Raw genomic sequence first — 12,684 nt, 5'->3', positions numbered from 1 at the left:
AGGGAAGAATATGAATTTTACACGGTATAATATAGAGAATCGCATAGATGAAATGAAGAGCAAGAGAGCTCGTATTTGGCATAGACTCACGGGGATTATTAAGAGTCTATGCCTCTTTCTCTTGCTGGCAAGTCTTTTTCTGGGAGCCTCCTTTTCCTACGGCCTGTTCCGGGGGATTCTGGATTCGGCACCGGATATCCATAAAATCCATGTGGGTCCTACAGAGTATGCTACCAAGATTTACGATAAAAAAGGAAATCTTATGTCCACTCTGGTTACGGAGGGATCCAATCGAGAAAGAGTAAGCTATGAGGAGCTTCCCAAGGATTTGATTAATGCCTTTGTGGCCATAGAAGATGAGCGCTTTTGGAGCCATAACGGTATTGATTTTCGCTCCATTATGCGTGCTATCAAGGGTGTGGTTTCCGATGACAGTTCTGCCGGCGGAGGCTCTACCATTACCCAGCAGCTTCTGAAAAACAATGTTTTCGGTGGAGGCTTGCATGAGGGAAAGTTTGAGCGTTATGTTCGAAAGTTTCAGGAGCAGTATCTGGCTTTGGAGCTGGAGGATCAGAGCAATTTAAGCAAGAAGGAAGTGAAGAAGAGTATTCTGACGGAGTATTTGAATACTATTAATCTGGGAGCCAATACCTTAGGGGTAAAGGTTGCCGCAAGAAGATATTTCAATAAAGAGGTTACGGAGCTTAACCTTTCGGAATGTACGGTTATTGCGGCGATTACCAAGAATCCTTCCGGCTTGAATCCCATTACCCATCCGGATAAAAATGCCATTCGAAGAGCCCAGGTTTTAAAAAATATGTTAAAGCAGGGCTACATTGATGATGCCCGCTACCAGGAGGCTTTGCAGGATCCGGTTTATGAAAGAATCCAGAATGTGAATTCCGTGAGCCAGGGAGACGACAAGCCCTATTCCTATTATACCGATGAGCTGACGGAGCAGGTGGTGGACAGCCTTATGGAGCGGCTGAATTACAGTAAGGAAGATGCTACAAAGCTGCTCTATTCCGGAGGCTTACGGATTTATGCCAACCAGGATCCGGATTTACAGGCCGTTGTGGATGAGGAAATCAACAATCCGGACAACTATGATACGGCGAAATATTCCATTACCTGGCGATTAACCATCCAGCATGAGGACGGCAGTATCGTCAACTATGGCGAAAAAGACTTGGAGAAATACTTAAAAGAAGGTAGAGGACTGGATTTTAACGGCCTATTCAGCTCCAAGGATCAGGCTAATAAGCGGGTTGAGGAATTTAAGAACAAGGTTGTAGTGGATTCGGATAAGATTCTGGGAGAAAGCATTGACTATGTTTTGCAGCCTCAGGCATCCTTTGTCTTAATGGATCCCTCCACCGGTGAGGTTCTGGCTTTAACGGGAGGTCGGGGAGAAAAGAAGCAGAGTAAGACACTGAATAGAGCTTCTAATGTGCTTAGACAGCCCGGTTCCACCTTTAAGATTCTTTCCTCCTTTGCCCCTGCCATCGATTTATACGGTGCTACATTGGCATCTACCTACTACGATTCCGAGTATACTGTTGGAAAGAAAACCTTTAAAAACTGGTATTCCGGTGGCTATCTGGGCTTTCAGAGCATTAGAGACGGTATCGTTTATTCCCTGAATATCGTAGCGGTTCGTTGCCTTATGGATACGGTAAAGGTGGAAAATGGATTTCGCTATGCGGAATCCCTGGGCATCACCTCCCTTGTGCCGGAGGATGCCAATCCCGCCTTGGCCCTGGGAGGTCTGACCAGAGGCGTTTCCAATCTGGAAATGACGCAAGCCTTCTCTGTGATTGCCAATAAGGGACGGTTTCAGAAGGCTAAGTTCTTCTCCAAGATTGAAGACCAAAATGGAAATGTGATTATTGATACCACAGAGGATGAGCCGGAGCAGGTGATGAAGTCCAGCACAGCCTATCTCTTAACGGATGCTATGCGGGAGTCCATGGAAAGCAACCGGGCCTTTTCTTCCAGTGTCCGGGTAAGCTCTACTTCCACCAGAGCCCATTTTGACGGTATGAGTCAGGCGGGAAAGTCCGGAACCACCAGTAACAACAGGGATATCTGGTTTATCGGTTTTACGCCCTATTATGTAGGCGGAATCTGGGCAGGCTGCGATGATAATCAGGTATTAAAGGACAGTAATTCCGGAGAATACAATGGCGGTACCGGCTTCCACAAGGATATCTGGCGGAAAATTATGACTAGAATCCATGAAGGAAAGACGGATCCGGGCTTCCAGAGACCGGAGGATATTGTGGAGGAGCAGGTTTGCAGAAAATCCGGTAAGCTTCCCATTTCCGGTTGCTTTGCGGATTATCGCGGCAGTGCGGTGATTACGGAGCTCTTTGCCAAGGGTACTGTTCCCACAGACAAATGTACCTACCATACCTCCTGGGGAGCCATGCTGGTGCCTGAGGATTTACGGGATTTGGATACGGACGATCGTTATTTCCGTTATAAGGTAAAGGAAAAGACGGCGGATGAGGATGAACCTTCCGGAGATGAGGTGATTATTTCCGAACAGGGTCCCTCCTCCAAGAAAAAGACAAAGGAAGATAAGCCCAAGGAAGAAAAGCAGAAGCGAGAAGATTAATAAGAGAAAGGAAAAGAAGCATGAAATTTATTCAAGATCGTTTTACCTCCATGCTGGAAGTGAAAAAATCAAAATTTTATGCTTCTTTATTTCCGCTTCAAAGTCTTGAGGATGTTACGCTTTATTTACAGGAATGTAAAAAGGCTTATCCTGAGGCAAGACATCACTGCTATGCTTATATTTTCCTGGAAGAGCGGGAAGGCTTTTTTCAGGAGCAGAAAAAGCAAAGTGATGACGGAGAGCCGGCGAAAACTGCAGGAGCTCCCATACTGCAAAGGTTGGAACGTAAAGAGCTGAAAAATGTTCTCTGTGTGGTAAGTCGTATCTTCGGAGGAACCCTGCTGGGGACTGGAGGCTTATCCAGAGCCTATGGAGATGCGGTGGAGCAGGTGCTGTCGGAAGCGCAGCTTTTGGAACGAAAAGAGGGAAAAGAAATCCGGCTGAGTATTCCCTACACACTACTGGGAAGACTGGAATATGATTTCCAGGAAATGGGAATTCGGATTTTGGAGAAAAACTATACGGATAGGGTGGAGCTTCTCCTACAAATGGAAGAGGAGCAGTATCTGTCCTTGGAAAAGCACATTGGGGAGTATGGACAAGAGGTGGTTTTCCTTGCAATCAAAAATAGCCGGTGGTATACTTCCTAAGTTAATGAACTGTAGATAAAAATGAATCATTTAAAGAGACTTTTTAAGTTTCTTTAAGGGGAAAGAGAAGTAAATGTTAAAGAATAGAGAAGATGTACGTAATGTTGCCATTATTGCCCACGTTGACCACGGTAAGACAACTCTGGTGGATGAGCTTTTAAAGCAGTCCGGTGTATTCCGTGACAACCAGGAGGTTGGAGTAAGAGTGATGGATTCCAACCCCATCGAGAGGGAACGAGGCATTACGATTCTGGCAAAAAACACCGCTGTAAGCTACGGAGATACCAAGATTAATATTGTAGATACTCCGGGACACGCAGATTTCGGCGGTGAGGTAGAGCGTATTTTGAAAATGGTGGATGGCGCTATTTTATTGGTGGATGCCTTTGAAGGTCCCATGCCCCAGACCAGATTCGTTTTACAAAGAGCCTTGGATCTTCGTCTTCCTGTTCTTGTAGTTGTGAATAAGATTGATAAGCCTCAGGCCCGCCCCAATGATGTGGTGGATGAGGTTTTGGAATTGATGCTGGACTTAAATGCTTCCGATGAACAGCTGGATTGTCCCTTCCTTTTTGCTTCCTCCAAGAACGGTTATGCAAAGCTAAAGCTGGAAGATCCGGACGTGGATATGAAGCCTCTCTTTGACACCATTGTGGACTTTATTCCGGCCCCTAAGGGAGATCCGGATGCGGAAACCCAGTTCCTGGTTTCTACCATTGACTACAACGAATTCGTAGGAAGAATCGGAATCGGTAAGGTGGAGAACGGTAAGATTAAGGTGAATCAGGAAGCTTTGGTTGTGAACCACCATAATCCGGACAAGAGAAAAAAGGTACGTATCACCAAGCTCTATGCCTTTGACGGCTTAAAGAGAGTGGATGTGGAGGAGGCCTCCTTTGGAGATATCGTTGCAGTATCCGGTATTGAAGACCTGCATGTGGGTGATACCATTTGTACGGAGAAGAATCCGGAGCCATTGCCCTTCCAGAAGATTTCCGAGCCGACCATTTCCATGGATTTCATGGTAAATGATTCTCCATTGGCAGGAACGGAAGGAAAGTTTGTTACCTCCAGACATATCCGTGACCGTCTTTTCAGAGAATTAAATACGGACGTTTCCTTAAGAGTAGAGGAGACGGAATCCGCAGATTGCTTTAAGGTTTCCGGCCGTGGAGAGCTGCACCTTTCCGTATTGGTTGAGACCATGCGAAGAGAGGGATTTGAGTTTGCGGTATCCAAGGCAGAGGTTATTTATAAGGAAAATGAGCAGGGCGTAAAGCTGGAGCCTATGGAGATTGCTTATATCGATGTGCCTGAGGATGCTACCGGCTCTGTAATCCAGAAGCTTACCCAGAGAAAGGGTACTTTAAACGGCATGAGTCCTTTAGCTTCCGGCTATACCCGTTTGGAGTTTGAGATTCCTTCCAGAGGATTAATCGGTTATAGAGGAGAGTTCCTTACCGACACCAAGGGAAACGGTATTTTGAATACGGAGTTTGAAGGCTATGGAGAATATAGGGGAGACTTAAACTATCGTCATCAGGGATCCCTTATTGCCTTTGAGCAGGGAGAGGCGGTTACCTACGGCTTATTCCAGGCACAGAACCGTGGAACCCTCTTTATCGGTCCGGGAGAGAAGGTTTACAGCGGAATGGTCATCGGACAGAGTCCCAAGTCGGAGGATATCGAGTTAAATGTTTGTAAGACCAAGCATTTAAGCAATACCAGAACATCCAGCTCTGATGAGGCATTGAAGCTGGTACCGAAGAAGATTATGTCCTTGGAGCAGTGTATTGACTTTATCGATACGGACGAGCTTTTGGAGGTTACTCCGGAAAATCTTCGTATTCGTAAGAAGATTCTGGATCCTACCGCTAGAAAGAGAGCCGGATTTAACAGAAAATAATAAGAAAGGTTGAGTGAGACTATGGCATTATTTAAAGGAGCTGGCGTTGCTTTGATTACCCCCTTTCATGAGGATGGCAGCGTAAATTATGAGAAGCTGACGGAGATTTTGGAGGAGCAAATTGCAGAAGGCACGGATGCCATTGTAGCAGTAGGAACCACGGGAGAGGCGGCAACCCTCACGGAGGATGAGCATATTGAAGTGGTTGCTCATACTGTGAAGGTGGTAAATCACCGTATTCCCGTTATTGCGGGAACAGGCTCCAACTGTACCGCTACCGCTATTGACCTTTCTCGAAGAGCGGAGAAGGCCGGAGCTGACGGACTGCTTTTGGTGACACCTTATTATAATAAGGCAACCCAGAAGGGCTTATATACCCACTACAAGGCTATTGCGGATGCGGTTTCCATTCCCTGTATTCTGTACAATGTGCCGGGCAGAACCGGTATGAAGATTGAGCCGAAGACCATGGCAGATCTTTACTATAAAGTAAAAAATATTGTAGGCGTAAAGGAAGCTACCGGAGATGTAGGAGGCACTGCAGAGCTGATGCGTTTAGTGGATGAAGATTTCTTACTCTATTCAGGAGAGGATGGAATCATTGTTCCCTTACTTTCCATCGGAGGTTCCGGCGTTATTTCCGTGTTGTCCAATGTGGCACCGAGACAGACAGCGGATATTTGCAAGAAGTGGTTTGCCGGAGATGTGAAGGGGGCTTGGGAAGAGCAGAAGAGAGCGCTTCCTTTGATTCATAGCCTCTTTATGGAAGTGAACCCCATTCCGGTAAAGGCAGGAATGAATTTACAAGGGAAGTCTGTGGGAGGAATGCGTCTTCCGCTGACAGAGATGGAAGAAGCACATCAAGAGGTATTAAAAGAAGAAATGCGCCGCTACGGGATTTTATCCTAATAGAGAAGAGGGGGCTGTGAAGAAAAGAAAATAAATGCAGGATAAACTGTTTCTTATTTTCTTCTTTTCCGCCCCTCTTTTTTTCTGCGGAAAAATGAAATAGAATAAATAAGAAAAAGTAGAGTGGTTTTCCGGAGCTGAAGGAGGAACAAGATGAGGGTATTATTACATGGTGCGAAGGGCGTGATGGGACAAAATGTGCAGGAGGTAGCAAAGAAGACGGAGGGAATGGAGATTGTAGCCGGTCTGGATTCCCATACGGATTTGAAGCACCCCGGATTTCCGGTTTACGGAAGCGGAGCGGAAGTGAAAGAAGATTTTGACTGTATTATTGATTTCTCCGTAAAAGAGGCTGTGGATGCTCTTCTGGATTTTGCAGTGGAGAAAAAAAAGCCTCTTGTGCTTTGCACCACAGGTTTAAATGAAGCACAGGAAAAGAAGCTTCAGGAGGCTTCCAAACAGATTCCCATTCTTCGTTCCGGTAATATGTCTTTGGGCATTAATCTTTTACAGGAGCTCTTACGGATTGCCGCGAAAAAGCTTTATGAAAATGACTTTGATATCGAAATTATGGAAGCGCATCATCGTAGAAAAAAGGATGCCCCCAGCGGAACAGCATTGATGCTGGAAAAGGCTGTGGAAGAGGGTATCGGAGAAGCACTGGTAAAGGTTTATGACCGTTCCGGAAGAGATACAGCAAGAGAGAAGAGAGAAATCGGTATGTCTTCTCTTCGGGGAGGAACCATTCCCGGAATCCACGAAGTAATTTTTGCCGGTGAAGATGAGGTCATTAGCTTAAATCATACCGCCTATAGTCGGAAAATCTTTGCAAAGGGAGCTATTACCGCTGCCTTTTTCCTGGAAAAGCAGGAGCCGGGAAGCTATAGTATGGCGGATGTTTTGAAATAATAAGGGGGAGAATCATGAGTCATCAAAGCTACGAAAGCCCATTGTCCGGTCGTTATGCTTCCAAAGAGATGCAGGAAATCTTTTCTTCCGATTTTAAATTTAAAACCTGGAGAAAGCTGTGGATTGCTCTGGCGGAAAGTGAAAAAGAACTGGGGCTCCCCATTACTGAAGAGCAGATTCAGGAATTAAAGGAGCATGCAGAGGATATCAATTACGATGTAGCCATGGCTAGAGAGAAAGAGGTTCGCCATGATGTGATGAGCCATGTCTATGCTTATGGCGTACAGTGTGAGAAGGCAAAGGGAATCATTCATCTGGGAGCCACCTCCTGCTATGTGGGAGACAATACGGATCTGATTACCATGCGGGAGGGATTAAAGCTTCTTCGGAAAAAGCTTTTAAACTGCATGAAGGTCTTAGCGGACTTTGCCATGGAGTATAGAGGACTGCCTATGCTTGGCTATACACACTTTCAGGCGGCACAGACCGTTACTCTTGGGAAGAGAGCCAGTCTTTGGTTACATGATTTGTATCTGGATTTTCTGGATGTGGAGGAATGCATTTCTTCCTTAAAGCTTTTAGGTTCTAAGGGTACCACCGGAACCCAGGCCTCCTTCCTGGAGCTTTTCGAAGGAGATCATGAAAAATGTAGAGAGCTGGACAGAAAGATTGCAAGGAAAATGAATTTTCCCGGAGTTTATCCCGTATCCGGCCAAACCTATAGCAGAAAAATTGATTCCAAGATTCTGGCGATTCTCTCCGGAATTGCTCAATCCGCCCATAAGTTTTCCAATGATATTCGGCTTTTACAGCATTTGAAGGAAGTGGAGGAGCCCTTTGAGAAAAAGCAAATCGGTTCCAGTGCCATGGCCTATAAGAGAAACCCCATGCGCTGTGAAAGAATTGCCGGCCTTGCCAATTTTGTAATGGCAGAGAGCCAGAATCCTCCCATTACCGCCGCAACCCAGTGGTTTGAAAGAACCTTGGACGATTCGGCTAATAAGAGACTTTCTATACCCCATGCTTTTCTGGCTACAGACGGACTTTTGGACCTCTATTACAATGTGGCCTCCGCTTTAGTGGTTTATCCTAAAATGATTGAAAAGCATCTTCGGGAAGAGCTTCCCTTTATGGCTACGGAAAACATTCTGATGGACGGTGTAAAAAGAGGGGGAGACCGGCAGGAGCTTCATGAAAAAATCAGAAGCTATTCCATGGAGGCCGGTTTAAGAGTGAAAAGAGACGGTCTGGACAATGATTTACTGCAAAGAATTGCGGAAGATCCGGAATTCCCATTGGAAAAAGCGGACTTAGAGGAGCTTTTGATCCCGGAAAAATACATCGGCCGTTGTAAGGAGCAGGTGGAGGATTTCATTGCAACAGATATCGCGCCTTTGCTGGAAAAGAATAAAGAGCTTTTGAATCTTTCAGTAGAAATCAAGCTTTGAGAATTAAAACAAGCATCTTGTGCGATATTTTTAAATTTTGTATACTGAGGAAGGAAAAGATATGAAGAGAGGAATAGCCATTTTCACTTTAATACTTTTTTGTCTTGCTCTAATAGCCTTATTGTTTCTGGCTTTCACCGGGGGAAAAAAGGAGTATATGCTGGCCTTATTGTTCTGTGTCATGATTCTTCCCAGTCTTTTTTATGTGTATCAGTGGATTACAAGATTGATTAAAAAAGATTAGATTTTAGAGATTAACTGTTTGAGGGTGCAATCGCACTGCATTATACAATTCAAATGTAAGAAAGGGGAACAAGTATGGTTCAAGCAATTGTCGGTGCAAACTGGGGAGATGAAGGTAAGGGGAAGATTACAGACTATTTGGCAGAATCTGCGGACGTTGTAGTTCGTTTTCAGGGAGGAGCCAATGCGGGACATACCATCATCAATCCTTATGGACGTTTTTCTTTGCATCTTCTGCCCAGCGGAGTGTTTAACCCCAATGTAACCTGCGTTTTGGGAAATGGCGTTGCCGTGGATATCGGAAAATTCCTGGCAGAGCTGAAGTCTTTGGAAGAGGCAGGTGTTCCTAAGCCCAAGATTTACATTTCCGACCGCGCCCAGGTAATGCTTCCCCACCATGTGTTGCAGGATACTTATGAGGAGGAGCGTTTAGGAAAGAATAGCTTCGGTTCCACAAAGTCCGGTATTGCTCCATTTTTCTCCGATAAATATGCCAAGATCGGTTTACAGTTTAATGAGCTGTACTTTGATGATATTTTAGAGGAACGTCTAAAGAAGATTTTGGAAATCAAAAATGCTATGTTTATCAATCTCTATGGCAAGGAGCCTTTGGATTTTAATACAGTTTTAGTAGAGCTTAAGAAGCAAAGAGAAGAGATTAAGCCATTTTTAAAGGATACTTCCTTATTCCTGAGAACTGCCATTAAAGAAGGAAAGAAGATTTTAATGGAGGGACAGCTGGGAACCATGAAGGATCCGGATCACGGTATTTACCCAATGGTAACCTCCAGCCATACCCTGGCTTCCTATGCGGCTGTAGGAACAGGAATTCCGCCCTATGCCATTACCGATGTGGTTTGTGTCACCAAGGCCTATTCCTCTGCGGTAGGAGCAGGTGAGTTTGTCAGCGAGCTCTTCGGAGAAGCGGCAGAGGAGCTTCGTAAGAGAGGCGGAGATAAGGGAGAGTACGGGGCAACCACAGGCCGTCCCAGACGTGTGGGCTGGTATGATGCGGTGGCTTCCCGCTATGGCTGTGCTTTACAGGGAGCAACCCAGGTAGCTTTAACTGTTTTGGATCCCCTGGGATATCTGGATGAAATTCCCATCTGTACCGGCTATGAAATCGATGGAGAAGTAATTCGTGATTTTCCGGTAACTCCCTTATTAAGAAAGGCTAAGCCGGTATATACCGTATTGAAGGGTTGGAAGCAGGATATCCGCGGAATTCGTAAGTATGAGGATCTCCCACAGGAGTGCAGAGACTATATCGACTTTATTGAGAAGGAGTTGGAGGTTCCCATTACCATGGTTTCCAATGGCCCAAAGAGAGAAGAGATTCTACTGAGAACACCAAAGATTTAGAAAGAAAAAACTTACGAAAGCCTAAGAAACAGTAGATTGGAATAGACAGGAGGAAAAATGGCCCGTTGCCCGAATTGTGCAGGAGAATTACTCTTTGATATCAAAACACAAAGCCTGAAATGTCAACAATGCGACTCCGTTTTTAATCCCTACGATAAGGATAAGACCGTTGAAGGAGTGGTACAGGAGTACTACGATACCCAGGTATTTACCTGCCCCCAATGCGGGGCAGAGATAGAGAGTACGGATTTCTCCGGTACAGGCTTTTGTGCCTACTGCGGTTCCTCTGTGGTGTTCACCAGTCGAATGAAGCAGGCGGAGATGCCTCAGAAAATCATTCCCTTCCAGCTTACCAAGGAGGATTGTAAAAAGCGTTATCAAGACAAGGTTCGTTCCGCTATCTACCATGATAAGGAACTGGAAAATCCGGAGTATCTGGAAAGGTTTGTGGGGTATTATCTTCCCTACTGGCTTTATAGCTTTGAGGTGGATGAGCCCTTGGCATTGGAGGGACTAAAGGAATATCGAAGCGGAAGCTATCAATATCAGGAACGTTATGCCCTTTCCGGACAGCTACAGGGAAAGTTTAACAACATCCCCTATGATGCCTCCACCCGCTTTGATGATACAATTGCCGGCTGTATTGCTCCCTTTACCGAGAAGAATTTAAAGGAATTCAGTCCGAACTTCCTTTTAGGCTTTTACAGTGATGTGGCGGATGCGGATGCCAAGCAATATGAGCCCAAAGCCCTTCATATGGTGGAACAACAGCTTTGGTCCTCCGTCTTGGGAAGGCAGGGCTTTCAGGAAAGCGATATGCAGTTAAACAATGAAAGCATTCGCTCCTTGACGAAAATCGGTGCCAAATCCGTAACTGTGGAGCGGGGTATGTTTCCGGTTTGGTTTTTGAGCTATAAAAAGGACAATCGAATCGCCTATGCGGTGGTAAATGGAGAGACCGGTAAGGTTTACTGTGATATTCCCATTAGCGAAAGCCGTTTTCATAACGCATCCATGATGATTGCCATTCCCATATTCCTGATTTTGAATTTATTTTTTCAAATCAAGGCGGAGAATCTTCCCTGGTACACCATGGTTTTGTCCACTCTCTTGATTGTTCTGGCCCAGGGACAGATTTCAAAAATCAAAAAGAGAGAAGACAGTCTTACGGGAAACAAAAACAAGTCCAAGGAAGAGAAGGCGAAGCTTCTTCGGCATAATGGAACAGGATATGCTCTTATTTCCGTTTTCTTTTCCTTAGGCATTATGCTTTGGCATCCGGTACAGGATGAATATTATTATCTGGCCAGTGCGGTAAGCGGGATTATGTCGATTCTATCCCTGTGTTTAATGATTAAGAAGTTCAATATTTTATCCACCCGTTCCATACCGGAATTTTTTGACAAAAAGGGGGTGAAGTGATGAATAGAGGATTATTGAAAAAATATGCTGTTGTTTTTCTATTTTTCAGTTTTTTGCTGACACTTTCTTTTCAGAGCTTTGCCTTAAGCAGTGAGGAGTTGTTACAAGCTTCTGTTTATACGAATAGCAGTTCCGGCTACAAGGCCTATCTTTTGGACGAAAGTGACTTACTTAGTTCTTCCGAGGAGACGCAGGTTAAGGAGGCGATGATCCCATTAACAAAATATGGGAATATTGCCTTTGTTTCCGGAGAGGGCGGCTACTCTGCGGCGTCCACTGCCAAGGATTTGCTGGAGGATTCCTTTCCCAACGGCAGTGCCAGCCTCTTATTGATTGATATGTATAATCGGGAAATCAGAATTCAAAGTTCTGGAAGCTTATACAAGACCATCAATAATCATGTGGCAGACAGCATTACAGACAATATTTACCGTTACGCATCTAATGGGGATTTCGGAAAAACTGCCACTATGGCTTTCCGGCAGATGAATGCCAAGATGGAGGGGCGCTTTGTGGAGACGCCTATGCGCTGGATCAGCAATTTGTTTCTTGCGGCTGCCTTGGCCTTACTTCTGAATTTCCTTTGGCTTATTACAGGAAAAAGAAACGAAGCGGCTGCGGCGGGGGCTATCCTTGGGGCTATGGCTCCGGACTTTATTATTGCTCAGCGACGAAAGGATTTGATTTCACAAAATAAGCTCTATGTTCCCAGATCTTCCGGAAGCTCCGGGGGAAGTAGTGGCGGTGGCGGCTTTAGCGGTGGAGGTTTCAGCGGTGGAGGAGGCCATTCCTCCGGCGGTGGGGGACATCGTTTTTAGAAGGAAGAGAATAGGACATTTCCGTTGATTTTCTATGAAAATTCCGATTTTTTCGCCGGATTTTCCGGAAGGAAAGCTTGCATGTTTATTTGTTTTATATTAGAATTGTTCCCGAGTTAATGGCCAAGTGCCTAAGAGAAGGGGGAGTTTTTCCCAAAGAAAAGTGATTTAGGAGGATTTATGGTTTCTGCAGGTGATTTCAGAAATGGTATAACAATTGAAATGGATGGACAGGTAGTACAGATTATAGAGTTCCAGCACGTTAAGCCGGGAAAGGGTGCTGCATTTGTCCGTACCAAGTTAAAGAATGTAATTAATGGCGGTGTTACCGATAAGACTTTCCGTCCGACCGAGAAATTCCCGGCAGCCAGAATCGACCGAGTAGATATGCAGTATC

10 protein-coding genes and 1 pseudogene are annotated in these 12,684 nt (G+C 45.2%); all 11 read left to right on the top strand.

Going from position 1 to position 12,684, the window contains the following annotated elements:
- Positions 1–10 precede the first annotated feature (10 nt).
- Positions 11–2,620: a transglycosylase domain-containing protein gene (locus RDQ32_RS09370; RefSeq protein ID WP_308580188.1), complete on the top strand. Its 2,610-nt coding sequence runs from the start codon at positions 11–13 to the stop codon at positions 2,618–2,620.
- A gap of 20 nt (positions 2,621–2,640) precedes the next feature.
- Positions 2,641–3,270 (top strand): YigZ family protein, encoded by a 630-nt coding sequence (locus RDQ32_RS09365; RefSeq protein ID WP_308580186.1) that lies wholly within the window; start codon positions 2,641–2,643, stop codon positions 3,268–3,270.
- Positions 3,271–3,343: 73 nt separating this feature from the next.
- Positions 3,344–5,176 carry a translational GTPase TypA gene (gene typA, locus RDQ32_RS09360; RefSeq protein ID WP_308580185.1) on the top strand — a complete coding sequence of 611 codons (1,833 nt, stop codon included), beginning with the start codon at positions 3,344–3,346 and terminating at the stop codon, positions 5,174–5,176.
- Positions 5,177–5,197: 21 nt separating this feature from the next.
- Positions 5,198–6,085, top strand: coding sequence for a 4-hydroxy-tetrahydrodipicolinate synthase (gene dapA, locus RDQ32_RS09355; protein WP_308580184.1), 888 nt, complete (start codon positions 5,198–5,200; stop codon positions 6,083–6,085).
- Positions 6,086–6,238: 153 nt separating this feature from the next.
- Positions 6,239–6,994: a 4-hydroxy-tetrahydrodipicolinate reductase gene (gene dapB, locus RDQ32_RS09350; RefSeq protein ID WP_308580183.1), complete on the top strand. Its 756-nt coding sequence runs from the start codon at positions 6,239–6,241 to the stop codon at positions 6,992–6,994.
- Between the two features lie 14 nt (positions 6,995–7,008).
- A complete protein-coding gene (purB, locus tag RDQ32_RS09345; RefSeq protein ID WP_308580182.1) occupies positions 7,009–8,442 on the top strand; it encodes an adenylosuccinate lyase in 1,434 nt (477 codons plus the stop codon).
- A gap of 61 nt (positions 8,443–8,503) precedes the next feature.
- Complete coding sequence (locus RDQ32_RS09340; protein WP_040648282.1) at positions 8,504–8,686, top strand: hypothetical protein; 183 nt, start codon at positions 8,504–8,506, stop codon at positions 8,684–8,686.
- A gap of 74 nt (positions 8,687–8,760) precedes the next feature.
- The gene (locus RDQ32_RS09335) at positions 8,761–10,047 is read left to right on the top strand and encodes an adenylosuccinate synthase (RefSeq protein ID WP_308580181.1); all 1,287 of its coding nucleotides are present in this window, start codon (positions 8,761–8,763) and stop codon (positions 10,045–10,047) included.
- Positions 10,048–10,104: 57 nt separating this feature from the next.
- A complete protein-coding gene (locus tag RDQ32_RS09330; RefSeq protein WP_308580180.1) occupies positions 10,105–11,469 on the top strand; it encodes a zinc ribbon domain-containing protein in 1,365 nt (454 codons plus the stop codon).
- On the top strand, positions 11,469–12,287 hold the full coding sequence (locus tag RDQ32_RS09325) for a TPM domain-containing protein (protein ID WP_308580179.1): 819 nt from the start codon (positions 11,469–11,471) through the stop codon (positions 12,285–12,287). The genes RDQ32_RS09330 and RDQ32_RS09325 overlap by 1 nt, the downstream gene beginning before the upstream one ends.
- Positions 12,288–12,467: 180 nt before the next feature.
- A pseudogene (locus RDQ32_RS09320) lies at positions 12,468–12,684 on the top strand (elongation factor P); the annotation flags it as partial.

Origin of the sequence: uncultured Oribacterium sp. (assembly GCF_902481605.1) — a bacterium.
Classification (GTDB): Bacteria; Bacillota; Clostridia; order Lachnospirales; family Lachnospiraceae; genus Oribacterium; species Oribacterium sinus.
This window is presented reverse-complemented; position numbering and strand designations above follow the sequence as displayed.